Annotated in this window: 14 protein-coding genes, 1 tRNA gene and 3 rRNA genes; 14 read left to right on the top strand and 4 right to left on the bottom strand. The window is 66.6% G+C overall.

The window, feature by feature from the left end; all coding sequences use genetic code 11:
• Nucleotides 1–21: 21 nt before the first annotated feature.
• Entirely contained in the window at nucleotides 22–315 is a 294-nt protein-coding gene (locus CRP49_RS03330; RefSeq protein WP_094221036.1) for a DUF397 domain-containing protein, read from the bottom strand.
• A gap of 271 nt (nucleotides 316–586) precedes the next feature.
• Between CRP49_RS03330 and rpsO the strand changes: the two genes are divergently transcribed.
• The 5 genes from rpsO (at nucleotide 587) to CRP49_RS03305 (ending at nucleotide 6049) form a co-directional block, all read left to right on the top strand.
• A complete protein-coding gene (gene rpsO / locus CRP49_RS03325) occupies nucleotides 587–874 on the top strand; it encodes a 30S ribosomal protein S15 (RefSeq protein ID WP_005479656.1) in 288 nt (95 codons plus the stop codon).
• Between the two features lie 322 nt (nucleotides 875–1196).
• A complete protein-coding gene (locus tag CRP49_RS03320; protein ID WP_094221035.1) occupies nucleotides 1197–3416 on the top strand; it encodes a polyribonucleotide nucleotidyltransferase in 2220 nt (739 codons plus the stop codon).
• Nucleotides 3413–4792: a pitrilysin family protein gene (locus tag CRP49_RS03315; RefSeq protein ID WP_097252078.1), complete on the top strand. Its 1380-nt coding sequence runs from the start codon at nucleotides 3413–3415 to the stop codon at nucleotides 4790–4792. The genes CRP49_RS03320 and CRP49_RS03315 overlap by 4 nt, the downstream gene beginning before the upstream one ends.
• A 26-nt stretch (nucleotides 4793–4818) precedes the next feature.
• Complete coding sequence (gene dapB / locus CRP49_RS03310; protein ID WP_097252077.1) at nucleotides 4819–5571, top strand: 4-hydroxy-tetrahydrodipicolinate reductase; 753 nt, start codon at nucleotides 4819–4821, stop codon at nucleotides 5569–5571.
• A gap of 25 nt (nucleotides 5572–5596) precedes the next feature.
• Nucleotides 5597–6049, top strand: a complete 453-nt coding sequence (locus CRP49_RS03305) for a hypothetical protein (protein ID WP_094221032.1) — start codon at nucleotides 5597–5599, stop codon at nucleotides 6047–6049.
• A 73-nt stretch (nucleotides 6050–6122) separates the two neighbouring features.
• Here the strand turns inward: CRP49_RS03305 and CRP49_RS03300 are convergent, their stop codons facing one another.
• Nucleotides 6123–6677: a hypothetical protein gene (locus CRP49_RS03300; RefSeq protein ID WP_097252076.1), complete on the bottom strand. Its 555-nt coding sequence runs from the start codon at nucleotides 6675–6677 to the stop codon at nucleotides 6123–6125.
• Nucleotides 6678–6767: 90 nt separating this feature from the next.
• A complete protein-coding gene (locus CRP49_RS03295) occupies nucleotides 6768–6950 on the bottom strand; it encodes a hypothetical protein (protein ID WP_257033303.1) in 183 nt (60 codons plus the stop codon).
• A gap of 159 nt (nucleotides 6951–7109) precedes the next feature.
• Here CRP49_RS03295 and thyX point away from each other — a divergent pair, with 159 nt between their 5' ends.
• From thyX to CRP49_RS03250, 8 genes are all read left to right on the top strand, one after another.
• Nucleotides 7110–7853, top strand: a complete 744-nt coding sequence (gene thyX / locus CRP49_RS03290) for an FAD-dependent thymidylate synthase (RefSeq protein WP_097252075.1) — start codon at nucleotides 7110–7112, stop codon at nucleotides 7851–7853.
• A 211-nt stretch (nucleotides 7854–8064) separates the two neighbouring features.
• Entirely contained in the window at nucleotides 8065–8964 is a 900-nt protein-coding gene (gene dapA, locus CRP49_RS03285; RefSeq protein WP_094221029.1) for a 4-hydroxy-tetrahydrodipicolinate synthase, read from the top strand.
• A gap of 156 nt (nucleotides 8965–9120) precedes the next feature.
• Nucleotides 9121–10806, top strand: coding sequence for a ribonuclease J (locus tag CRP49_RS03280; protein ID WP_097252074.1), 1686 nt, complete (start codon nucleotides 9121–9123; stop codon nucleotides 10804–10806).
• A 495-nt stretch (nucleotides 10807–11301) separates the two neighbouring features.
• Nucleotides 11302–12827 (top strand): 16S ribosomal RNA (locus CRP49_RS03270).
• 302 nt (nucleotides 12828–13129) lie between these two features.
• A 23S ribosomal RNA gene (locus CRP49_RS03265) occupies nucleotides 13130–16248 on the top strand.
• Nucleotides 16249–16333: 85 nt separating this feature from the next.
• A 5S ribosomal RNA gene (gene rrf / locus CRP49_RS03260) occupies nucleotides 16334–16450 on the top strand.
• Together the 16S, 23S and 5S rRNA genes form the textbook arrangement of a ribosomal RNA operon.
• Nucleotides 16451–16564: 114 nt before the next feature.
• Complete coding sequence (locus CRP49_RS03255; protein WP_094216513.1) at nucleotides 16565–17227, top strand: DegT/DnrJ/EryC1/StrS family aminotransferase; 663 nt, start codon at nucleotides 16565–16567, stop codon at nucleotides 17225–17227.
• An 85-nt stretch (nucleotides 17228–17312) separates the two neighbouring features.
• Nucleotides 17313–17385, top strand: a tRNA-Thr gene (locus CRP49_RS03250).
• 73 nt (nucleotides 17386–17458) lie between these two features.
• Here CRP49_RS03250 and CRP49_RS03245 read toward each other — a convergent pair.
• Entirely contained in the window at nucleotides 17459–20215 is a 2757-nt protein-coding gene (locus CRP49_RS03245) for a SpoIIE family protein phosphatase (RefSeq protein ID WP_097252073.1), read from the bottom strand.
• Between the two features lie 410 nt (nucleotides 20216–20625).
• On the opposite strand from CRP49_RS03245, the gene CRP49_RS03235 reads away from it, so the two are divergent.
• Complete coding sequence (locus tag CRP49_RS03235) at nucleotides 20626–26085, top strand: HAMP domain-containing protein (protein WP_097252072.1); 5460 nt, start codon at nucleotides 20626–20628, stop codon at nucleotides 26083–26085.
• The last annotated feature ends 254 nt before the right edge of the window (nucleotides 26086–26339 follow it).

Genomic DNA, 26339 nt, shown 5'->3' with positions numbered 1-26339 from the left:
TTCTCACGTCTTACGTCGCGCTCACTGCGCCGCGAGCCCGCCGTTCTCCGGCGTCGGCTTCAGATCGAACTCCCCGTCCCGGGCACCCAGGACGAACGCCCGCCACTCCGCCTCCGTGTACCGCAGCACGGTGTCGTGGTCGAGGGAGGACCGCATCGCCACCGCCCCTTCCGGGAGGTATGCGATCTCGACCCGCTCCTCGTGCTCCTCCGTACCCGGGGCGCTGTGCCACTCGACGCCCGAGATGTCGAGCGCGTACAGCTCGTCGCGCTCCCGCTCCTTGCGCGCCTTGATCTCCGCTTCCGTCTCCGCCATCCCGAAGCGACCCCTTCCCGACGTCCGTACGATCAGCACGCTCACCCTAGTGGCCGCCTCCACCGTGCCCGGGGCGTTCCAAAAGGCGGGAGAGGGTTCCCGCCACTGGCTGGTACCCTGTGTGACGGCCGTTTGTGTACGCACCCCCGGAGCCCTCTCAGAAGGTTCTGGAGGCCGCGCCCAGCGGATCCCCGCCTCCCGAGTTACGGAAGCTCCCCCGAGAAGTGGACCGGGGGCACTCGATGGCACTCACAGACTATGAGGAGTACGCGTGTCGCTCGACGCCGCTACGAAGAAGCAGATCATCACCGAGTTCGGTACCAAGGAGGGCGACACCGGCTCCCCCGAGGTCCAGGTCGCCATGCTCTCGCGTCGGATCTCCGACCTGACGGAGCACCTCAAGACCCACAAGCACGACCACCACTCCCGCCGTGGTCTGCTGATCCTGGTCGGTCAGCGCCGTCGCCTGCTGCAGTACCTGGCGAAGAAGGACATCCAGCGCTTCCGTGCGCTGGTCGACCGCCTGGGCATCCGCCGCGGTGCTGCGGGCGCCAAGTAAGACGCCGTGAGGGGAGCGGTTCCCGGAAGGACTCCGGGACCGCTCCCTTTGCGTATGCACGAAGCCCTCGTCGTCAGGGCCGAAACGTGCGGAGTGTCACTCACGCTTTGTAGTGTGGTAGCACAACGCAATACGGACGACACAGCACGATAAAAAGAGGAGAAGTGCACCTCGCCGCCGCCGGTCCTCGGTAGTGGCCCCCGGGGGAAGCGAGCCCCGGGTGCTTCGATCGAAGACCGGCCCGCACCGCACGGCGCGCTTCTCCGTAACCGTCCCCCTGCCACACGGGCAGCCCAGGGACGAAGACGAGGAGAAAACGCTAGTGGAGAACGAGACCCACTACGCCGAGGCCGTCATCGACAACGGCGCCTTCGGCACCCGTACCATCCGCTTCGAGACGGGCCGCCTGGCCAAGCAGGCCGCCGGTTCCGCCGTGGCGTACCTGGACGACGACACCATGGTGCTGTCGGCCACCACCGCATCCAAGAACCCCAAGGACCAGCTCGACTTCTTCCCGCTGACGGTGGACGTCGAGGAGCGGATGTACGCCGCCGGCAAGATCCCCGGCAGCTTCTTCCGCCGTGAGGGCCGTCCCTCCGAGGACGCGATCCTCACCTGCCGTCTGATCGACCGCCCGCTGCGCCCGTCCTTCAAGAAGGGCCTGCGCAACGAGATCCAGGTCGTCGCGACGATCATGGCCCTCAACCCCGACCACCTGTACGACGTCGTGGCGATCAACGCCGCGTCCGCGTCCACGCAGCTGGCCGGTCTGCCCTTCTCCGGCCCGATCGGCGGCGTCCGCGTCGCGCTGATCAACGGCCAGTGGGTCGCGTTCCCGACGCACACCGAGCTCGAGGACGCCGTCTTCGACATGGTGGTCGCCGGTCGCGTCCTGGAGGACGGCGACGTCGCGATCATGATGGTCGAGGCCGAGGCCACCGACAAGACCATCCAGCTGGTCGAGGGTGGCTCCGAGGCGCCGACCGAGGAGGTCGTCGCCGCCGGTCTGGAGGCCGCGAAGCCCTTCATCAAGGTCCTGTGCAAGGCCCAGGCGGACCTCGCCTCGAAGGCTGCCAAGCCGACCGGCGAGTTCCCGATCTTCCTGGACTACCAGGACGACGTCCTGGAGGCCCTGACGGCCGCCGTCCGCCCCGAGCTGGCCCAGGCGCTCACCATCGCCGGCAAGCAGGAGCGCGAGGCCGAGCTGGACCGCGTCAAGGGCCTGGCCGCCGAGAAGCTCCTGCCGGAGTTCGAGGGCCGCGAGAAGGAGATCTCCGCCGCGTACCGCTCGCTCACCAAGCAGCTGGTCCGCGAGCGCGTGATCAAGGAGAAGAAGCGCATCGACGGCCGTGGCGTCACGGACATCCGTACGCTCGCCGCCGAGGTCGAGGCCATCCCGCGGGTGCACGGTTCCGCCGTGTTCGAGCGTGGCGAGACCCAGATCCTGGGCGTCACCACCCTCAACATGCTCCGCATGGAGCAGCAGCTGGACACCCTCTCCCCGGTGACCCGCAAGCGCTACATGCACAACTACAACTTCCCGCCGTACTCCACCGGCGAGACCGGCCGCGTCGGCTCCCCGAAGCGCCGCGAGATCGGCCACGGTGCGCTTGCCGAGCGCGCCCTGGTCCCGGTCCTGCCGACGCGTGAGGAGTTCCCCTACGCGATCCGCCAGGTGTCCGAGGCGCTCAGCTCGAACGGCTCGACCTCCATGGGCTCGGTCTGCGCCTCCACCATGTCGCTGCTGAACGCCGGTGTGCCGCTGAAGGCCCCGGTCGCCGGTATCGCCATGGGCCTGATCTCCCAGGAGATCGACGGCGAGACGCACTACGTCACCCTCACCGACATCCTCGGTGCGGAGGACGCCTTCGGTGACATGGACTTCAAGGTCGCCGGCACCAAGGAGTTCGTGACCGCCCTCCAGCTCGACACCAAGCTGGACGGCATCCCGGCCTCCGTCCTGGCCGCGGCCCTCAAGCAGGCCCGCGACGCCCGGCTCCACATCCTCGACGTGATGATGGAGGCCATCGACCGGCCCGACGAGATGTCCCCGCACGCTCCGCGGATCATCACCGTCAAGATCCCGGTCGACAAGATCGGTGAGGTCATCGGCCCCAAGGGCAAGATGATCAACCAGATCCAGGAGGACACGGGCGCCGAGATCACCATCGAGGACGACGGCACGATCTACATCGGTGCCGCCGACGGCCCCTCCGCCGAGGCCGCCCGCGCCACGATCAACGGCATCGCCAACCCGACGATGCCCGAGGTCGGCGAGCGCTACCTCGGTACGGTCGTGAAGACGACCACCTTCGGTGCGTTCGTCTCCCTGCTGCCCGGCAAGGACGGTCTGCTGCACATCTCGCAGATCCGCAAGCTCGCCGGCGGCAAGCGCGTGGAGAACGTCGAGGACGTCCTCGGTGTGGGCCAGAAGGTCCAGGTCGAGATCGCCGAGATCGACTCCCGCGGCAAGCTCTCCCTCGTTCCGGTGATCGAGGGCGAAGAAGGCGACGAGACGAAGAAGGACGACGCCGAGCAGTGACGTCCCGTAGCTCCAAGGCGACGGCCCGCACCTCTTCGGAGGCGCGGGCCGTTGCCCGTACCCAAACCCTGATCAAGGGCACAGCCGGCATCGGCACGGTCCGCAAGACCACCCTCCCGGGCGGCCTGCGCATCGTCACCGAGACCCTGCCCTCGGTCCGCTCCGCGACCTTCGGTATCTGGGCGCACGTCGGTTCCCGCGACGAGACGCCGTCCCTGAACGGCGCCACGCACTACCTGGAGCACCTGCTCTTCAAGGGCACGCAGAAGCGCAGCGCGCTGGACATCTCCGCCGCCCTCGACGCCGTCGGCGGCGAGATGAACGCGTTCACGGCGAAGGAGTACACGTGCTACTACGCGCGCGTGCTCGACACCGACCTGCCGCTCGCCATCGACGTCGTCTGCGACATGCTGACCGGCTCGCTCATCCTCGAAGAGGACGTCAACGTCGAGCGCGGCGCGATCCTCGAAGAGATCGCGATGACCGAGGACGACCCGGGCGACTGCGTGCACGACCTGTTCGCGCACACGATGTTCGGCGACAACGCCCTCGGCCGCCCCGTCCTCGGCACGGTCGACACGGTCAACGCCCTCAGCGCCGACCGCATCCGCCGCTTCTACAAGAAGCACTACGACCCGACCCACCTCGTGGTCGCCTGCGCGGGCAACATCGACCACAACAAGGTCGTACGACAGGTCCGCGCGGCCTTCGAGAAGGCGGGCGCCTTCAAGAACCTGGACGCGCAGCCCATCGCCCCGCGCGACGGCAGCCGTACGATCCGCACGGCCGGCAAGGTCGAGCTGCTCGCCCGCAAGACCGAGCAGGCGCACGTCGTCCTCGGCATGCCCGGCCTGGCCCGCACGGACGACCGCCGCTGGGCCATGGGCGTGCTCAACACCGCCCTCGGCGGCGGCATGTCCTCCCGCCTCTTCCAGGAGGTCCGGGAGAAGCGCGGCCTCGCCTACAGCGTGTACTCGTACACCTCCGGCTTCGCCGACTGCGGCCTGTTCGGCGTGTACGCCGGCTGCCGCCCGAGCCAGGTGCACGACGTGCTGAAGATCTGCCGCGACGAACTCGACCACGTCGCCGCCAACGGCCTCTCCGACGACGAGCTCGGCCGCGCCATCGGTCAGCTCCAGGGCTCCACGGTCCTGGGCCTGGAGGACACCGGCGCGCTGATGAACCGTATCGGCAAGAGCGAGCTGTGCTGGGGCGAGCAGATGTCCGTCGACGACATGCTGGCCCGGATAGCCGCGGTCACCCCGGACGAGGTCCGCTCGGTCGCCCGCGACATCCTGGGACAGCGTCCGTCGCTGTCGGTCATCGGCCCGCTGAAGGACAAGCAGGCCTCCCGGCTGCACGACGCCGTCGCCTGAAACACCACCGGTTAGGAAGCAGGAACATGAGCAAGCTGCGCGTGGCGGTCCTCGGTGCCAAGGGCCGGATCGGGGCCGAGGCGGTACGGGCGGTCGAGGCCGCCGAGGACATGGAGCTGGTCGCCGCCCTCGGCCGGGGCGACAAGCTGGAGACGCTGGCGGAGACCGGTGCCCAGGTCGCCGTCGAGCTGACCACCCCCGCCTCCGTCATGGGCAACCTCGACTTCTGCGTGCGCCACGGCATCCACGCGGTCGTCGGTACGACGGGCTGGACCGACGACCGCCTCGCGCAGCTGAAGGGCTGGCTCGCCCAGTCCCCTCAGACCGGCGTGCTCATCGCGCCGAACTTCTCCATCGGCGCAGTCCTGACCATGAAGTTCGCGCAGATCGCCGCGCCGTACTTCGAGTCGGTCGAGGTCGTCGAGCTGCACCACCCGAACAAGGTGGACGCCCCCTCGGGGACCGCCACGCGCACGGCCCAGCTCATCGCCGAGGCCCGCCGCGCCGCCGGCACGGCCCCGGCGCCGGACGCCACGGTGACGGCCCTGGACGGCGCCCGGGGTGCCAATGTCGACGGCGTCCCCGTGCACGCCGTCCGCCTGCGCGGCCTCCTGGCCCACCAGGAGGTGCTGCTCGGCGGCGAGGGCGAGACCCTCACCATCCGCCACGACTCCCTGCACCACAGCAGCTTCATGCCGGGCATCCTGCTCGGCGCCCGCCGCGTGGTCTCGACTCCGGGCCTGACCTTCGGCCTGGAGCACTTCCTGGACCTGAGCTGAGACCTGAGCCGAGCCTGAAGACGTCATGCGCGCGAAGATCACCTACCTCGTCACGGCCGCCGTCCTGCTGTTCTACTTCGTGCTGGTCGGCAGCCGCGGCGTCATGCTCATCCAGTCCGGCACGGTCCTCACCGTCACCTTCGGGATCGCGGTGCTCATCCTGCCGGTCATCGGCCTGTGGTTCCTGTGGAAGAACACCCAGTTCGTCCGCAAGGCCAACCAGCTCGCCGCCGAACTCGACGCGGAGGGCGGTCTGCCCGTCGACGAGCTGAAGCGCACCCCGGGCGGCCGTGTCGACCGCGACTCGGCCGACGAGGTGTTCGCCAAGCGGAAGGCCGAGACGGAGGCGGCTCCGGACGACTGGCGCAGCTGGTTCCGGCTCGCCGTCGCCTACCACGACGCCCGGGACACCCCGCGTGCCCGCAAGGCGATGCAGCGCGCCATCGCCTTGCATGACGGCAGGCCCGTCCAGGCCTGAGCCGTACGGCCGGGACGCCGGAGGGGCCGATCCGCAGCACAGCGGACCGGCCCCTCCGGCTTGTCGGCTTCGGTCAGCGGCGCACGTACTCCGCGGCCCACGCCTCCACCGTGTCCGCCGCCCGGTCGAAGGCCGCGGGGCGGTTCAGGAAGTCCAGGCCGTGCGAGGTCAGCAGGGGCGCGGTGTCCTCGGCGGCCCGGTCCTTGCGTACGAGCGCCAGGGCCTGTCCCTGCACCGTGCGCGGCAGCGCCAGCCAGCGCACCGGCTGCTGGGCCGTCCGCACCGAGACCACCCGCTGCCAGGGCACCGTACGCGTCACCAGGAAGCCGACCTGGCGCAGCCCGCGTGCGCTCACCCACACGCCCATGCGCAGCATCCGCAGCGTGCAGGCGATGACCGCCAGCGCCAGGCCGAGGACCACGCCGGCCGAGGACACCGAGCCGGTCAGGGCGATCGCGACCGCCGCGAACAGCACGAACGAGGAGAGCAGCAGCCCCAGGGCCGCCCCGCCCACCCGCCCGGGACCGGGCCGGTAGGGGCGCCGCCAGCGCTCCAGGTCGTCGAAGGGCAGCGGGCTCTCGGAAGCCGCCTCGAAGGTGCGGTCGGCCGTCAGGAAGGGCAGGGGCACGGCTGGTCCTCACTCAATCCTTGCTGGGGCTGTGCCCGGTGAGGCTATCCGGCCGTGTTCCCGCTCACCACCCTGGAGCGGCCGGAAGGGTCAGTGCCCCTGCGAGGCCTGGGACTGCTGGGCCGGCGTACTGGACGGCGTGGACAGGGCCGGCATGCCGATGACCACCGAGCCGACGAGCCCGGCCACGATGGTGAGGCCCAGCAGCCAGCCTCCGGCTATCTGGCGGGCGGACGCCCGCTGACGGGGCGGGGGAGTGACATTGCTGAGCACGGGGGGCACCGCTCCTCTCGGGTTCGAACACGCAGGCCTCATCGATACAGACGCACGAGTGACACAAAAGGTGCCCATGTCCGAAAAAATCCCCGACAAGGCCACGGTTCGGGCTCTGTCAGTGGGCCCCCGTACAGTGGGCGCGAACCTGAAGAAGTGATGGGAAGGACCCCCGTGACCACCCCCGAGTCGCTCACCCTGCGCAGTGACGTCACCGTCGAGCTCGTGAAGTCCAGCGCTTCGGATGCCGACGTCCTCTTCGCCGCCCGCGTCTCCACGCTCGGCGAGCAGTCCCTGGACGAGCTGAAGAAGGACCCCGAGCGCTCCAAGGGCCTGATCAACTACCTGATGCGCGACCGGCACGGCAGCCCGTTCGAGCACAACTCGATGACGTTCTTCATCAGCGCCCCGATCTTCGTCTTCCGCGAGTTCATGCGGCACCGGGTCGGCTGGTCGTACAACGAGGAGTCGGGCCGCTACCGGGAGCTGGAGCCCGTCTTCTACGTCCCCGGCGAGTCCCGCAAGCTCGTGCAGGAGGGCCGCCCGGGCAAGTACGTCTTCGTCGAGGGCAGTCCGGCCCAGCACGAGACCGTGCGCAGCACCCTCGAGGAGTCCTACGAGCAGGCCTACGCGGCCTACCAGAAGCTCCTCGCGGAGGGCGTCGCCCGCGAGGTCGCCCGCTCGGTCCTCCCCGTCGGTCTCTTCTCCTCCATGTACGCCACCTGCAACGCACGCTCCCTGATGCACTTCCTCGGCCTGCGCACCCAGCACGAGCTGGCCAAGGTGCCGTCCTTCCCGCAGCGGGAGATCGAGATGGTCGGCGAGAAGATGGAGGCGGAGTGGGCCAGGCTCATGCCGCTCACCTACGCCGCCTTCAATACGAACGGACGTGTGGCCCCGTAACGAAGCCCTGTTCCCCCACGCGGAACGGATGTACGGATCAGTCGCGCGAAGTGTCCGTATTGCGGCATTTGGAGAAGTTCATCTAGCCTGATCAAACGGACCCGGCACTGCTTGAACCCCCGAGCAGGCAGTGCCGGGCTCCGCATTTGTCCTGACTTTCCCGGCACCCCACGGGCAGACCCCGCATGGAGCACCGAGTAGCGTGTTACCCATGGCTCCGACCTCGACTCCGCAGACCCCCTTCGGGAGGGTCCTCACCGCCATGGTCACGCCCTTCACGGCGGACGGCGCACTCGACCTCGACGGCGCGCAGCGGCTCGCCACCCACCTGGTGGACGCAGGCAACGACGGCCTGATCATCAACGGCACCACCGGCGAGTCCCCGACCACCACCGACGCGGAGAAATCGGACCTCGTACGAGCCGTACTGGAGGCGGTCGGAGACCGCGCCCACATCGTGGCCGGTGTCGGCACCAACGACACCCACCACAGCATCGAGCTGGCCCGCGAAGCGGAGCGCGTCGGCGCGCACGGCCTGCTGGTCGTCACGCCGTACTACAACAAGCCCCCGCAGGAGGGCCTGTACCGGCACTTCACGGCCGTCGCGGACGCCGCCGGCCTTCCGGTCATGCTCTACGACATCCCCGGCCGCAGCGGCGTCCCGATCAACACCGAGACGCTCGTCCGCCTCGCCGAGCACCCCCGCATCGTCGCCAACAAGGACGCCAAGGGCGACCTCGGCCGCGCCAGCTGGGCCATCGCCCAGTCCGGCCTCGCCTGGTACTCCGGCGACGACATGCTGAACCTGCCGCTGCTCTCCGTGGGCGCGGTCGGCTTCGTCTCGGTCGTCGGCCACGTCGTCACCCCCGACCTGCGGGCCCTCGTCGAGGCGTACACCTCGGGCGACGTCGTCAAGGCCACCGAGATCCACCAGAAGCTGCTCCCGGTCTACACCGGCATGTTCCGCACCCAGGGCGTGATGACCACCAAGGCGGCGCTCGCCCTCCAGGGCCTCCCCGCCGGGCCCCTGCGCGCCCCCATGGTCGAGTGTTCGCCCGAGGAGATCGCCCAGCTCAAGATCGATCTTGCCGCCGGCGGGGTACAGCTCTGACAACAGACTTGGCACCACCCGAGCTTCACAACTGAAGAGACAACCGCATAAGCGGGCCACCGGTGCCCGCACCCCACAACGACAACTGCTTCTGCACGAACGTCATGCGCGCCACGTGCCCGACCGGTACGTGGCGCGTGTGGTGAGGAGAGTCTTTTGAGTCATCCGCATCCTGAACTCGGCCCGCCCCCGCCGCTCCCCGAGGGCGGCCTCCGGGTCACCCCGCTCGGCGGCCTCGGTGAGATCGGCCGAAACATGACGGTCTTCGAGTACGGCGGCCGTCTGCTGATCGTCGACTGCGGAGTGCTCTTCCCCGAGGAGGAGCAGCCCGGAATCGACCTGATCCTGCCGGACTTCTCGTCCATCCGGGACCGCCTCGACGACATCGAGGGCATCGTCCTCACGCACGGGCACGAGGACCACATCGGCGGCGTCCCCTTCCTGCTCCGCGAGAAGCCGGACATCCCGCTGATCGGCTCCAAGCTGACCCTCGCCCTCATCGAGGCCAAGCTCCAGGAGCACCGGATCCGGCCGTACACCCTGGAGGTGGCGGAGGGGAACCGCGAGCGCATCGGCCCCTTCGACTGCGAGTTCGTCGCGGTCAACCACTCCATCCCGGACGCCCTGGCGGTCGCCATCCGCACCCCCGCCGGCATGGTGGTGCACACCGGCGACTTCAAGATGGACCAGCTGCCGCTGGACAACCGCCTCACCGACCTGCACGCGTTCGCCCGGCTGAGCGAGGAGGGCATCGACCTCCTGCTCACCGACTCCACGAACGCCGAGGTCCCGGGCTTCACCCCGCACGAGCGGGACATCTCCAACGTCCTGCGCCAGGTCTTCGCCGGCGCCCGCAAGCGGATCATCGTGGCGAGCTTCGCCAGCCACGTCCACCGCATCCAGCAGATCCTGGACGCGGCGCACGAGTACGGCCGCCGGGTCGCCTTCGTCGGCCGCTCCATGGTCCGCAACATGGGCATCGCCCGCGACCTCGGCTACCTGAAGGTCCCGCCGGGCCTGGTCGTCGACGTCAAGACGCTGGACGACCTGCCGGACCACGAGGTGGTCCTGGTCTGCACGGGCTCCCAGGGCGAGCCGATGGCGGCCCTGTCCCGCATGGCCAACCGGGACCACCAGATCCGCATCGTCGACGGCGACACGGTCATCCTGGCCTCGTCCCTCATCCCCGGAAACGAGAACGCGGTCTACCGCGTCATCAACGGCCTGACCCGCTGGGGTGCCAACGTCGTCCACAAGGGCAACGCCAAGGTGCATGTTTCCGGCCACGCCTCCGCGGGCGAGCTGCTGTACTTCTACAACATCTGCCGCCCGAGGAACCTGATGCCGGTCCACGGCGAATGGCGCCATCTGCGCGCCAACGCCGAGCTGGGCGCGATGACGGGTGTTCCGCACGACCGGATCGTCATCGCCGAGGACGGCGTGGTGGTGGACCTGATCGAGGGCAAGGCGAAGATCTCGGGCAAGGTCCAGGCGGGTTACGTCTACGTCGACGGCCTCTCCGTCGGCGATGTCGGCGAGCCGGCCCTGAAGGACCGCAAGATCCTCGGCGACGAGGGCATCATCTCGGTCTTCGTGGTGGTGGACTCCTCCACCGGCAAGATCACGGGTGGCCCGCACGTCCAGGCCCGCGGTTCCGGCATCGAGGACGCGGCCTTCGCCGACGTCATCCCGAGGATCACGGAGATCCTGGAGCGCTCGGCCCAGGACGGCGTGGTGGAGCCCCACCAGCTGCAGCAACTCATTCGGCGCACCCTCGGCAAGTGGGTCTCCGACTCGTATCGCCGCAGGCCGATGATCCTGCCGGTCGTGGTGGAGGTCTGACACCCCGTCCGCGTGAACTTGGAGCGGGGCGCCTCGATTTGCATCGGGGCGCCCCGCTCCAGTACGTTTACGGCTCCGCCCAACCGGGAACCCGAGTGCCTCATACGTAGGACGACGGCGCCCCGGAGCGGGTGGGAAATCCGGCTCAGAACTTCTGATAAAGTCGGAACCGCCGGAAAGGAAACCGCGAGAGCGGAAACCTGGAAAGCACCGAGGAAATCGGATCGAGAAAAGATCTGATAGAGTCGGAAACGCAAGACCGAAGGGAAGCGCCCGGAGGAAAGCCCGAGAGGGTGAGTACAAAGGAAGCGACCGTTCCTTGAGAACTCAACAGCGTGCCAAAAATCAACGCCAGATATGTTGATACCCCGTCTCCGGCCATCACGGCTGGGACGAGGTTCCTTTGAAATAACACAGCGAGGACGCTGTGTCCGAGAGGATCATTCCTCCTCTTGGACCGCTCTCGTGATGTGTGCACCGGATTACCGGTAAACATTCACGGAGAGTTTGATCCTGGCTCAGGACGAACGCTGGCGGCGTGCTTAACACATGCAAGTCGAACGATGAAGCCCTTCGGGGTGGATTAGTGGCGAACGGGTGAGTAACACGTGGGCAATCTGCCCTTCACTCTGGGACAAGCCCTGGAAACGGGGTCTAATACCGGATACGAGCCTCCAAGGCATCTTGGGGGTTGGAAAGCTCCGGCGGTGAAGGATGAGCCCGCGGCCTATCAGCTTGTTGGTGAGGTAATGGCTCACCAAGGCGACGACGGGTAGCCGGCCTGAGAGGGCGACCGGCCACACTGGGACTGAGACACGGCCCAGACTCCTACGGGAGGCAGCAGTGGGGAATATTGCACAATGGGCGAAAGCCTGATGCAGCGACGCCGCGTGAGGGATGACGGCCTTCGGGTTGTAAACCTCTTTCAGCAGGGAAGAAGCGAAAGTGACGGTACCTGCAGAAGAAGCGCCGGCTAACTACGTGCCAGCAGCCGCGGTAATACGTAGGGCGCAAGCGTTGTCCGGAATTATTGGGCGTAAAGAGCTCGTAGGCGGCTTGTCACGTCGATTGTGAAAGCCCGAGGCTTAACCTCGGGTCTGCAGTCGATACGGGCTAGCTAGAGTGTGGTAGGGGAGATCGGAATTCCTGGTGTAGCGGTGAAATGCGCAGATATCAGGAGGAACACCGGTGGCGAAGGCGGATCTCTGGGCCATTACTGACGCTGAGGAGCGAAAGCGTGGGGAGCGAACAGGATTAGATACCCTGGTAGTCCACGCCGTAAACGGTGGGAACTAGGTGTTGGCGACATTCCACGTCGTCGGTGCCGCAGCTAACGCATTAAGTTCCCCGCCTGGGGAGTACGGCCGCAAGGCTAAAACTCAAAGGAATTGACGGGGGCCCGCACAAGCGGCGGAGCATGTGGCTTAATTCGACGCAACGCGAAGAACCTTACCAAGGCTTGACATACACCGGAAAGCATTAGAGATAGTGCCCCCCTTGTGGTCGGTGTACAGGTGGTGCATGGCTGTCGTCAGCTCGTGTCGTGAGATGTTGGGTTAAGTCCCGCAACGAGCGCAACCCTTGTTCTGTGTTGCCAGCATGCCCTTCGGGGTGATGGGGACTCACAGGAGACCGCCGGGGTCAACTCGGAGGAAGGTGGGGACGACGTCAAGTCATCATGCCCCTTATGTCTTGGGCTGCACACGTGCTACAATGGCCGGTACAAAGAGCTGCGATACCGTGAGGTGGAGCGAATCTCAAAAAGCCGGTCTCAGTTCGGATTGGGGTCTGCAACTCGACCCCATGAAGTCGGAGTCGCTAGTAATCGCAGATCAGCATTGCTGCGGTGAATACGTTCCCGGGCCTTGTACACACCGCCCGTCACGTCACGAAAGTTGGTAACACCCGAAGCCGGTGGCCCAACCCCTTGTGGGAGGGAGCTGTCGAAGGTGGGACTAGCGATTGGGACGAAGTCGTAACAAGGTAGCCGTACCGGAAGGTGCGGCTGGATCACCTCCTTTCTAAGGAGCACTTCTAGGCCGCCTAGCGGTCCAGAGGCCAGTACATCGGCGAATGTCTGATGCTGGTTGCTCATGGGTGGAACGTTGATTATTCGGCACGGTCCAGGATGGACCAGGCGCTAGTACTGCTCTTCGGGGCGTGGAACGCTGATCTGGTCGGCTGATCGTGTCGGGCACGCTGTTGGGTGTCTGAGGGAATGGATTTCCTCAGTCGCCGGCCCCAGTGCACTCGAATCTTGTGGTTCGGGGTGATGGGTGGCTGGTCGTTGTTTGAGAACTGCACAGTGGACGCGAGCATCTGTGGCCAAGTTTTTAAGGGCGCACGGTGGATGCCTTGGCACCAGGAACCGATGAAGGACGTGGGAGGCCGCGATAGTCCCCGGGGAGTCGTCAACCAGGCTTTGATCCGGGGGTTTCCGAATGGGGAAACCCGGCAGTCGTCATGGGCTGTCACCCACTGCTGAACACATAGGCAGTGTGGAGGGAACGAGGGGAAGTGAAACATCTCAGTACCCTCAGGAAGAGAAAACAACCGTGATTCCGGGAGTAGTGGCGAGCGAAACCGGATGAGGCCAAACCGTATGCGTGTGAGACCCGGCAGGGGTTGCGCATGCGGGGTTGTGGGATCTCTCTTCTGTCGTCTGCCGGCGACAGGACGAGTCAGAAACCGTTGATGTAGGCGAAGGACATGCGAAAGGTCCGGCGTAGAGGGTAAGACCCCCGTAGTCGAAACGTCAGCGGCTCGTTTGAGAGACACCCAAGTAGCACGGGGCCCGAGAAATCCCGTGTGAATCTGGCGGGACCACCCGCTAAGCCTAAATATTCCCTGGTGACCGATAGCGGATAGTACCGTGAGGGAATGGTGAAAAGTACCGCGGGAGCGGAGTGAAATAGTACCTGAAACCGTGTGCCTACAAGCCGTGGGAGCGTCGGAAGCACTTCGGTGCTTCTCGTGACTGCGTGCCTTTTGAAGAATGAGCCTGCGAGTTTGCGGTGTGTTGCGAGGTTAACCCGGGTGGGGAAGCCGTAGCGAAAGCGAGTCCGAACAGGGCGCTTCAGTAGCACGCTCAAGACCCGAAGCGGAGTGATCTAGCCATGGGCAGGTTGAAGCGGAGGTAAGACTTCGTGGAGGACCGAACCCACCAGGGTTGAAAACCTGGGGGATGACCTGTGGTTAGGGGTGAAAGGCCAATCAAACTCCGTGATAGCTGGTTCTCCCCGAAATGCATTTAGGTGCAGCGTCGTGTGTTTCTTGCCGGAGGTAGAGCACTGGATAGGCGATGGGCCCTACCGGGTTACTGACCTTAGCCAAACTCCGAATGCCGGTAAGTGAGAGCGCGGCAGTGAGACTGTGGGGGATAAGCTCCATGGTCGAGAGGGAAACAGCCCAGAGCATCGACTAAGGCCCCTAAGCGTACGCTAAGTGGGAAAGGATGTGGAGTCGCACAGACAACCAGGAGGTTGGCTTAGAAGCAGCCACCCTTGAAAGAGTGCGTAATAGCTCACTGGTCTAGTGATTCCGCGCCGACAATGTAGCGGGGCTCAAGCGTACCGCCGAAGTCGTGTCATTGCAGCATATAGCCCCAACGGGTGCTGTGATGGGTAGGGGAGCGTCGTCTGCCGGGTGAAGCAGCACCGGAAGGTAGTTGTGGACGGTTGACGAGTGAGAATGCAGGCATGAGTAGCGATACAAACGTGAGAAACGTTTGCGCCGATTGACTAAGGGTTCCTGGGTCAAGCTGATCTGCCCAGGGTAAGTCGGGACCTAAGGCGAGGCCGACAGGCGTAGTCGATGGATAACCGGTTGATATTCCGGTACCCGCTGTGAAGCGTCAAACATCGAACCTATTGATGCTAAGGCCGTGAAGCCGTTCCGGACCCTTCGGGGAAAGGAAAGTGGTGGAGCCGCTGACCCAAGATGGTAGTAGGTGAGTGATGGGGTGACGCAGGAAGGTAGTCCATCCCGGGCGGTGGTTGTCCCGGGGTAAGGGTGTAGGACGTGAGGTAGGCAAATCCGCCTTGCATGAGTCTGAGACCTGATGCCGAGCCGATTGTGGCGAAGTGGATGATCCTATGCTGTCGAGAAAAGCCTCTAGCGAGTTTCATGGCGGCCCGTACCCTAAACCGACTCAGGTGGTCAGGTAGAGAATACCGAGGCGTTCGGGTGAACTATGGTTAAGGAACTCGGCAAAATGCCCCCGTAACTTCGGGAGAAGGGGGGCCATTCCTGGTGAGAACACTTGCTGTTCGAGCTGGGGGTGGCCGCAGAGACCAGCGAGAAGCGACTGTTTACTAAAAACACAGGTCCGTGCGAAGCCGTAAGGCGATGTATACGGACTGACGCCTGCCCGGTGCTGGAACGTTAAGGGGACCGGTTAGCTCCATTTCGGTGGGGCGAAGCTGAGAACTTAAGCGCCAGTAAACGGCGGTGGTAACTATAACCATCCTAAGGTAGCGAAATTCCTTGTCGGGTAAGTTCCGACCTGCACGAATGGCGTAACGACTTCTCGACTGTCTCAACCATAGGCCCGGTGAAATTGCACTACGAGTAAAGATGCTCGTTTCGCGCAGCAGGACGGAAAGACCCCGGGACCTTTACTACAGTTTGATATTGGTGTTCGGTTCGGCTTGTGTAGGATAGCTGGGAGACTGTGAAAGCCATACGCCAGTATGGTGGGAGTCGTCGTTGAAATACCAGTCTGGTCGTGCTGGATGTCTAACCTGGGTCCGTGATCCGGATCAGGGACAGTGTCTGATGGGTAGTTTAACTGGGGCGGTTGCCTCCTAAAGAGTAACGGAGGCGCCCAAAGGTTCCCTCAGCCTGGTTGGCAATCAGGTGTTGAGTGTAAGTGCACAAGGGAGCTTGACTGTGAGACCGACGGGTCGAGCAGGGACGAAAGTCGGGACTAGTGATCCGGCGGTGGCTTGTGGAAGCGCCGTCGCTCAACGGATAAAAGGTACCCCGGGGATAACAGGCTGATCTTCCCCAAGAGTCCATATCGACGGGATGGTTTGGCACCTCGATGTCGGCTCGTCGCATCCTGGGGCTGGAGTCGGTCCCAAGGGTTGGGCTGTTCGCCCATTAAAGCGGTACGCGAGCTGGGTTTAGAACGTCGTGAGACAGTTCGGTCCCTATCCGCTGTGCGCGTAGGAGTCTTGAGAAGGGCTGTCCCTAGTACGAGAGGACCGGGACGGACGAACCTCTGGTGTGCCAGTTGTTCTGCCAAGGGCATGGCTGGTTGGCTACGTTCGGGAGGGATAACCGCTGAAAGCATCTAAGCGGGAAGCCTGCTTCGAGATGAGGACTCCCACCCACTTGATGGGGTAAGGCTCCCAGTAGACGACTGGGTTGATAGGCCAGATATGGAAGCCCGGTAACGGGTGGAGTTGACTGGTACTAATAGGCCGAGGGCTTGTCCTCAGTTGCTCGCGTCCACTGTGTTGGTTCTGAAACCACGAACAGCCCCATGTGGCCACGCATGGTCTGGTTGTCAGTTTCATAGTGTTTCGGTGGTCATAGCGTGAGGGAAACGCCCGGTTACATTCCGAACCCGGAAGCTAAGCCTCACAGCGCCGATGGTACTGCAGGGGGGACCCTGTGGGAGAGTAGGACGCCGCCGAACAAATTTTGAAAAGGTCGGATCCTGAACTTCGGTTCGGGGTCCGGCCTTTTTACGTTGTGCTTAACGTGTCGTTCACGTTGCGCGCCGAGCATCCAGTACATGGGTACTGCTGCAATGCTCAGGGCCGCCGGCGTCGGAGTCGGTGACGAGGTCGTCGTACCGGCCTTCGGGAACGTCGAGGTCGCCGAGGCCGTGGCTCTGGCGGGTGCGCTCCCGGTGTTCGCCGACATAGATCCGGTGACCTACTGCCTTGACCCGTCCGCTGTGGAAGCGGCCGTAACTCCCCACACGGCTGCGGTCGTTGTCGTGCACCGCTTCGGTCGGCACGCCGACATCACACGGTTGCACGAGGTCGGACAGCGGCACGGGCTGCTCGTGCTGGAGCAGGGCGAGTCCGAGGCGCCGTACGACGAGATAGCGCAGCGCAGGGAGCGGGCCGCCTATCTGGACGCCAAGTTGAAGGGCGTGAGCACCCCGGACGGGGGCGACGGGCACACCTTCCAGCAGTACGTGGTGCGGGTGCCGGGCAATGGCCGGCCGGACCGCGATGCCTTCGCCCGGGCCCTGAGGGCCAGGGGAGTTGAATGCCGTGTTCCCGTGAAGACGCCCGTGCACCGGCTGCCCGAGTTCCGGCGCTGTGTGGCGCTGCCGGAGACCGAGCGGGCCGCGGACGAGACGCTGGCGTTGCCCGTGGACGCCTCGCTGACGAAGCGTGAGATGCAGCGGATCGTCTCTGCCTGCAACGCCCTTGGCGGACTGCTCCAGCCCGCCTTCTGAACGGGCACCGAACGAATTTGGGAACTCCGGCCTGTTCGGGGTAGTCTTTTCTTGTCGCCGCGAGGGAAACCTCAAAAGCGACAAGGCCCCTATAGCTCAGTCGGCAGAGCGTCTCCATGGTAAGGAGAAGGTCAACGGTTCGATTCCGTTTGGGGGCTCAGCAAAGAAGGCCTCGCCCTATCGGGCGGGGCCTTCTTCGTATGTCCGGAGGCCCGGGCGGGCCCGGGGGCCTCAGTCCATGTGAAGCCCCGGGACCCGCATCGCCAGAATCGCCATGTCGTCGGACGGGGCGTCGGACGCGAAGCGTTCCACGGCGCGCATGATGCGTGCCGCGACCGCGCCAGCCGTGAGGCCCGTGCAGGTGGTGAGGACGTCGGCGAGGCCGTCGTCGCCCAGCATGCGCGTACCTTCGCGGCGTTCGGTGACGCCGTCCGTGACGCAGAGGAGGACGTCACCGGGGTCGAGGGTGATCGTCTCCTCGTACAGCTCCAGGTCCTCGATGACGCCGAGCAGCGGCTGGGGTTCGGCCGCGGCCGCCACCGTGCCGTCCTGGCGCAGTCGCAGCGGGAGCGGGTGGCCGGCGCAGACCACCTTCAGTTCGGCGCTGCCGTCCTCCTGCGGCCGCAACTCGCCGTAGAGCAGCGTCAGGAAGCGGCTGCGGTCGCCCTCGTCGAGGATCGCGGAGTTCAGGCGTTCCAGGACCGCCGGGCCGGACAGGCCCTCGCGGGCCAGCAGGCGCAGCGCGTGCCTGGCCAGGCCTGTGACCGCCGCCGCGTTCGGGCCCGTACCGCAGACGTCGCCGATGGCGAAGCCGTAGGCGCCGTTGCCGATCGGGAAGAGGTCGTAGAAGTCGCCGCCGACCTCGTTCCCCTCGCCGGCCGCGCGGTAGATGACCTCGACCTCGACACCGTCGATGTGGGGCGTGCCGGGCGGCAGCAGGCTGCGCTGGAGGGCCTGGCTGATGGCCGTGCGCTCCGAGTACAGGCGGGCGTTGTCCAGGGCGAGTGCGGCCCGGCGGCTCAGGTCCTCGGCCAGTTCGAGGATCTCCTGCCGGAAGTGCTCGTCCGTGGGCTTGCCGAGGGTCAGCATGCCGATGACGCGGTTGCGGGCGACGAGCGGCAGGACGACCGTCTCGCCGCCGACGGCGGAGGCCGTCGCGAGCGTGGGGCCGATGCCCGAGGCGACCTGGCGGGTGGGGCCGCCGGCCAGGCCGAGGCTGCGCATCGAGGAGCGCAGGGCCGCCTGGTGGGCCACCTCACCGGGGGCGGTCCAGACACGGGCGCCGGGCGTCGGTACCGGGTCGGGCGGGGGCATCTTCGACAGCAACGACTTGATGCCGTCGATGAGTTCCTCGTCCTCGTGCAGGACGTACGAGAGGTACGGCTCGGAGGCCTGGTCGGCGATCGTGTAGACGGCGCACCAGGTGGCCAGGGTCGGGACCGTCATCTGGGCCATCAGCGCCAGGGTCTGGTCGCGGTCCAGGGTGCCGGCCAGCAGGTCGGAGGCCTCGACCAGGAAGCTCAGGGAGCCGCGGCGCAGCCGCTCCAGCTCGCCGAGGCGGGCCGACTCCACGGCCAGGGCGATCCGGTCGGCGGCGAACTGCAGGCGCAGCGCCTCCTCGTTGGAGTACCGGCCGGGCGCCTCGGCCGCCACGCCGAGGGAGCCCGTGAGGCGGCCCTCGACCTTCAGTGGGACGGTAACGACCGAGCGCATGCCGGTGCCGGACAGCAGCGGTACGGCGCCGGGTACGGCGTTGAGGTCGTCGTGGACGGCGGGCATGCGCGCGGAGCCGTAGCGGCCGGGGCCGGCCTCGACCGGGACGCGGGCGAAGCGCTGGCGGGCGGAGGGCAGGCCGGTGGAGGCGCGGACCTCCAGCTCGGTCTCGTCGTCGGTGGCGAGGAGCAGGAACGCGGAGTCGCCGTCGAGCATGTCGCGGGCCCGCTCAACGGTGCGCTGCAGCAGGCCGTCGAGGTCGTCCGGGGCGGGAGAGCCGATGAACACCTCGAAGGGGTCGGTGCTCTGGCCGTCGGAGCCGGCTGTCTGGTCGGTGGTGGGGACGCGCAAGGGTGTCTGCAGGACGGCGCGTTCGTGGTCCCGTACCAGGAGGCAGACGGTGGAGGGTTCGCCGCCGGTGTCGCGGACCCTGAGGTGGGAGGCGTAGACCGGGGCCACCCGGCCGTCGGCGCCGCGGACGCCGTAACTGCCTTCCCAGCGCGAGAGCTGGAGGGCCTCGGCGATGCCGGTGCCGGTGCCCGGGGTGTGCGGCCAGGCGGCGAGGTCGGTGAGGGGTTTGCCGATGACCTCGGCGGACGGGTAGCCGAACAGTTCCTCCGCGTCCTCGTTCCAGGCGCTGATGGAGCCCTTCCGGTCGATCTGGAGGACCGCGACGCGCACCCGGCCGTCGGCGAGCGGGAGGAGGTCGGCGGGCAGGGAGGGGCCGGCGGCGCGGGTGCCGACCGGGCGCTCGGGCAGGTCGAGATGGAACCAGACGTTCTTGTGGGTGGGGGTGTAGTCCACGCCCCAGCGGGCGGCCAGGGCCGCGCACAGTTGCAGGCCGCGGCCGCCCTCGCGGTCGGGGCTGCCCATGGAGGCCGGTGAGGCCTGGAGGGGGACTTCGCGTTCCGGGTAGCGGTCCGAGACCTCGATGCGCACGCCGTCCTCGGTGCGCAGGCACAGCACTTCCGCGTGGGTGCCCGCGTGTACCACCGCGTTGGTCACCAACTCGCTGGTGAGGACCACCGCGTCGTCGACGATGTCGGCGAAGCCCCAGCCCTGGAGCGTGTCTCGGACGAAGGACCGGGCGGTCGCGACCGATCGCCCGACGGGCTCGAAACTGGCGGCCGCGCGCGCGGTGATCACAGAACTCCTCGGCCGGTTGTCGACGTACAGGGCTGCATGGCCGGCCGGCTCGCGCCGCTGCTGCGGCATTCGCTTGCCCGTCGGCCGTGGCTCCGGGGAATGTCCCCCGGGGATCAGTCCGGTGGTCATGGTCTGCGGCCGCCCCTCCGATGCCCGCTCGTGCTCGTGCCACCGCCCAGGCCGGTCGGACCGGTGCGGCTGGACAGCCGCATGCAAGGTTACTTACCTTCGCCCTCCGAGCGGATGCCGGTCGCCGGTGTTTACGCCCCCAGGGTGTGCGGACGATGTGCGAAGCTGCCGAACTGTTATGGCCTGGTTCGGCCGGGGTGAAACACTGGGCAAGCTTCTGATGAAGGTCCGGTCATGCTGCGTGTGTTCCGTGTACAGCGGGCAGCAGCCTCTGGTGTGGCCGGATCTGGTCTGGCAGAAATACCGAGCAGTAACGAATACGCGGAAGTAACCGGTAAGCCGGGTGATCGGCATGCCGGGCCGACGCGGTGAGCACGGCAGTAATGGTCTACCCCTTCGGGAGGGACACAGTGGAGTCTGGCGCAGCGACGCGGGGCACGAAGACGCGCGCGAAGGGCGGACCGTCCCTGGGCAGGAACGGCGGTACCACCGCCGTGGATACGGCTGCCCTGAACCGGCTGCTGGCGGCCCTCGTGTCGATGCGCGACGGCAACTTCCGCAAGCGGCTCACGGTGTCCGGCGACGGCGTGATGTCGGAGATCGCTGCGGTCTTCAACGAGGTGGCCGACCGGAATCTGCACCTGACCGGTGAGCTGTCGCGGGTGCGGCGCATGGTCGGGCGTGAGGGAAAGCTCACGGAGCGGCTGGAGACAGGCGCCTGTGAGGGCTCGTGGGCGGCCGCCATCGACAACTCCAACGCGCTGGTCGACGATCTCGTCTGGCCCGTCTCGGAGGTCAGCCGGGTCCTGACGGCGGTCGCCGAGGGTGATCTCTCGCCGCGGATGGACCTGCGCACCCAGGCGCCCGACGGCACCGGGCATCCGCTGCGGGGCGAGTTCCTGAAGGTCGGCCGTACCGTCAACAATCTGGTCGACCAGCTGTCGACGTTCACGGACGAGGTCACGCGCGTGGCCAGCGAGGTCGGCACCGAGGGCAAGCTCGGCGGTCAGGCCCGAGTGCGCGGTATGTCCGGTTCGTGGAAGGACCTGACCGAGTCCGTCAACACGATGGCGAACCGGTTGACCGCCCAGGTGCGGGACATCGCCCTGGTGACGACGGCGGTGGCGCGGGGTGATCTGTCCCGCAAGGTCACGGTTCATGTCGCCGGCGAGATGCTGGAGCTGAAGAACACCGTCAACACGATGGTGGAGCAGCTGTCCTCCTTCTCCTCCGAGGTCACCCGGGTCGCCCGAGAGGTGGGCACCGAGGGCATCCTGGGCGGCCAGGCGCAGGTGCCCGGGGTGGCTGGCGTGTGGAAGGAGCTGACCGACTCCGTCAACACGATGGCGGGCAACCTGACGGCGCAGGTGCGGGGGATCTCACAGGTCACGACCGCGGTCGCGAACGGTGACCTGTCGCAGAAGGTGACGGTTCCGGCGCGTGGCGAGGTCGCGCAGCTCGCCGAGACGATCAACCAGATGACGGAGACGCTGCGGATCTTCGCGGACGAGGTCACGCGTGTGGCCAACGAGGTCGGTGGGGAGGGACGGCTCGGCGGGCAGGCGAACGTGCCGGGCGCGGCCGGTACCTGGAAGGACCTGACGGACTCCGTCAACACGGTGTTCCGGAACCTGACCACGCAGGTGCGGGACATCGCCGCGGTGACGACCGCCGTGGCCAGCGGTGACCTGTCGCAGAAGGTCACCGTGGACGTGGCCGGCGAGATGCTGGAGCTGAAGAACACCGTCAACGGCATGGTGGACCAGCTGTCGGCGTTCGGTGCCGAGGTGACCCGGGTCGCGCGGGAGATCGGCGTCGAGGGTGAACTGGGCGGCCAGGCGCAGGTGTCGGGTGCGGCCGGTACGTGGAAGGACCTGACGGACTCCGTCAACACCGCGTTCCGCAACCTGACCGGTCAGGTGCGCAACATCGCCCAGGTGACGACCGCGGTGGCCAACGGTGACCTCTCGCAGAAGGTCACCGTCGACGTCTCCGGCGAGATGCTTCAGCTGAAGAACACCGTGAACACGATGGTGGACCAGCTGTCGAGCTTTGCCGACCAGGTGACCCGCATGGCCCGGGACGTGGGTACGGAGGGCCGGCTGGGCGGTCAGGCCCGGGTGGACGGTGTCTCGGGCACCTGGAAGGAGTTGACGGACTCCGTCAACTTCATGGCCGGCAACCTCACCTCGCAGGTGCGCAACATCGCCCAGGTGACGACGGCGGTGGCCAACGGTGACCTCTCGCAGAAGATCGACGTCGACGCGCGCGGGGAGATCCTCGAGCTGAAGAACACCATCAACACGATGGTCGACCAGCTCTCCGCCTTCGCCGACCAGGTGACCCGGGTCGCCCGGGACGTGGGTACCGAGGGCCGGCTCGGCGGTCAGGCGCAGGTGCCGGGTGTGGCCGGTGTGTGGCGGGACCTCACCGACTCAGTGAACGGCATGGCCGGCAACCTCACCGCCCAGGTGCGCAACATCGCCCAGGTGGCCACCGCCGTGGCCCGTGGTGACCTCTCCCAGAAGATCACCGTGGACGCGCGCGGGGAGATTCTTGAGCTGAAGAACACCCTGAACACGATGGTCGACCAGCTGTCGTCGTTCGCCCAGGAGGTCACGCGGGTGGCCCGTGAGGTGGGCACGGAGGGCATCCTCGGCGGTCAGGCCGAGGTCCAGGGCGTCTCCGGCACCTGGAAGGACCTCACGCAGTCCGTCAACTTCATGGCGAACAACCTGACCATCCAGGTGCGCAACATCGCCGAGGTCACGACCGCGGTCGCCAAGGGCGACCTGTCCAAGAAGATCACTGTTGACGCGAAGGGCGAGATCCTTGAACTCGTCACGACGGTCAACACCATGGTTGACCAGCTGTCCAGTTTCGCCGAGCAGGTGCTCCGGGTGGCCCGTGAGGTGGGCACGGAAGGCATCCTGGGCGGCCAGGCGCACGTGCCGGGTGTCACGGGCATCTGGAAGGACCTGAGCAACAACGTCAACCTGATGGCCAACAACCTGACCATGCAGGTGCGGAACATCTCCCAGGTGGCGTCGGCGGTGGCCAACGGTGACCTGACGCGGCAGGTGACCATCGAGGCGAGCGGCGAGGTCGCGCAGCTCGCCGACACCATCAACACCATGGTGAAGACGCTGAGTTCGTTCGCCGACCAGGTCACCAAGGTGGCCCGCGAGGTGGGCACGGACGGCATCCTGGGCGGCCAGGCGCACGTACCGGGTGTGGCCGGTACGTGGAAGGACCTCACCGAGTCCGTGAACCAGATGGCGTCCAACCTGACCGGTCAGGTGCGCAACATCGCCATGGTCACCACGGCCATCGCCAAGGGTGACTTGACGAAGAAGATCGACATTGACGCCCGCGGCGAGATCCTTGAGTTGAAGACGACGATCAACACGATGGTTGATCAGCTGTCAAGCTTCGCCGAGGAGGTCACGCGTGTGGCCCGTGAGGTGGGCACCGAGGGACAGCTCGGCGGTCAGGCACGCGTGCGTGACGTCGACGGAACGTGGCGGGACCTCACCGAGTCGGTGAACGAGATGGCCGGGAACCTGACCCGGCAGGTGCGCGCCATCGCGCGCGTGGCGACCGCGGTGACCCGTGGCGACCTGAACCTGAAGATCGACGTCGACGCCTCCGGCGAGATCCAGGAACTCCAGGACTACATCAACAAGATGATCGCCAACCTGCGCGACACCACGATCGCCAACAAGGAGCAGGACTGGCTCAAGGGCAACCTCGCCCGCATCTCCGCGCTGATGCAGGGCCGCCGGGACCTCGAGGACGTGGCCTCGCTCATCATGAGCGAGCTGACCCCGGTCGTCTCCGCGCAGCACGGCGCGTTCTTCCTGACGATGCCGCTGATGGACGGTCAGGACCTCAGCGGCGACGCCGAGGACCGCTACGAGCTGCGGATGCTCGGCTCGTACGGCTACTCGATGGGCTCCATGCCGACGTCGTTCCGGCCCGGTGAGGCGCTGATCGGCACGGCCGCCCAGGAGAAGCGCACGATCCTGGTCGAGAACGCGCCGAGCGGCTATCTGAAGATCTCCTCCGGGCTCGGCGAAGCCCCGCCCGCGCAGGTGATCGTGCTGCCGGTGCTCTTCGAGGGCAAGGTGCTCGGTGTGATCGAGCTGGCGTCCTTCACGCCGTTCACGCAGATCCAGAAGGACTTCCTCAACCAGATCGCCGAGATGATCGCGACCAGCGTCAACACCATCTCGGTCAACACCAAGACCGAGCTGTTGCTGAAGCAGTCGCAGGAGCTGACCGAGCAACTCCGTGAGCGGTCGGCGGAGTTGGAGAACCGGCAGAAGGCGCTGCAGGCCTCCAACGCCGAACTGGAGGAGAAGGCCGAGCTGCTGGCCCGGCAGAACCGGGACATCGAGGTGAAGAACACCGAGATCGAGGAGGCCCGGCAGGTCCTGGAGGAGCGCGCCGAGCAACTCGCGGTGTCGATGCGCTACAAGAGCGAGTTCCTCGCCAACATGTCGCACGAGCTGCGTACGCCGCTCAACTCACTGCTGATCCTGGCCAAGCTGCTCGCCGACAACGCGGACGCCAACCTCACCCCGAAGCAGGTCGAGTTCGCGGAGACCATCCACGGCGCGGGCTCCGACCTGCTCCAGCTGATCAACGACATCCTCGACCTGTCGAAGGTCGAGGCGGGCAAGATGGACGTCTCCCCGACGCGTATCGCGCTCGTCCAGCTCGTGGACTATGTGGAGGCCACCTTCCGGCCGTTGACCGCGGAGAAGGGCCTGGACCTGTCCGTACGGGTCTCGCCGGAGCTGCCCGCCACCCTGCACACCGACGAGCAGCGGCTGCTGCAGGTGCTGCGGAACCTGCTGTCGAACGCGGTGAAGTTCACCGACTCGGGGTCGGTGGAGCTGGTGATCCGGCCCGCCGGTGCGGGTGTGCCGCAGGCGATCCGGGAGCAGCTGCTGGAGGCCGGCTCGCTCAGCGATCCGGACGCGCCGCTGATCGCGTTCTCGGTGACCGACACCGGCATCGGTATCGCGGCCAGCAAGATGCGGGTGATCTTCGAGGCGTTCAAGCAGGCGGACGGCACGACCAGCCGCAAGTACGGCGGCACCGGCCTCGGCCTGTCCATCTCCAGGGAGATCGCGCAGCTGCTCGGCGGTGAGATCCACGCGCAGAGCGAACCGGGCCGTGGCTCGACGTTCACGCTGTACCTGCCGCTGCACCCGAGTGAACTCCCGCCGCAGGGCTACCAGCAGTCCGTGACCCCGCTGGAGGCCGGCGAGCTGGTCGCCTCCGAGGCCCGGCTGTCCTCGGAGCTGACCGCCGTGGAGATCGAGACGCCGGCGGAGGTGAAGTCGTACCAGGAGACGCAGAACGGCGCCGCCGCGCTCTTCCGGCGCCGCCGCCGGAGCCTGCCGCCGTCCGAGCTGCGGCCCGAGCAGTGGGCGACGGTCGCCGAGCAGGAGAGCACACCGCAGTCGGCCCGTGCGGTGCGGTTCGGCGGCGAGAAGGTGCTCATCGTCGACGACGACATCCGCAACGTGTTCGCGCTCACCAGCGTCCTGGAACAGCACGGGCTGTCGGTGCTGTACGCCGAGAACGGCCGCGAGGGCATCGAGGTGCTGGAGCAGCACGACGACGTGGCGGTGGTGCTGATGGACATCATGATGCCCGAGATGGACGGGTATGCCACGACCACGGCGATCCGCAGGATGCCGCAGTTCGCCGGACTTCCGATCATCGCGCTGACCGCGAAGGCGATGAAGGGCGACCGGGAGAAGGCGATCGAGTCGGGTGCCTCCGACTATGTGACGAAGCCGGTCGACCCCGATCATCTGCTGGCTGTCATGCGGCAGTGGATGCGTGCGGAGTGACAGGATGACCGGGGCGGATGTGAACGCTGCGGGAACCCTGGGTGTGCACTCGGAGTTGTCTGAGGAAGGGGCTGGGGACGTGTGGGAATCCCGGATTCCGGGAACTTTCCGGTCTCTCGCCGCGTTTCCGTTGCGTGCACAGTGACATCGCGGTGACAGGGTGTGGCGACAGGCGGGGTGCGGCTACGATGACCGGCACAAGGACGGGCGGCGAAACGGAGTCGTCCCCTGGGGCGGCGCCCGGTGTACCGCCG

Source organism: Streptomyces sp. Ag109_G2-15 (genome assembly GCF_900215565.1).
In the GTDB taxonomy this organism is placed as follows: domain Bacteria; phylum Actinomycetota; class Actinomycetes; order Streptomycetales; family Streptomycetaceae; genus Streptomyces; species Streptomyces diastatochromogenes.
Note: the sequence above shows the minus strand (reverse complement) of the source record. Positions and strands in the feature narration are given on the sequence as shown.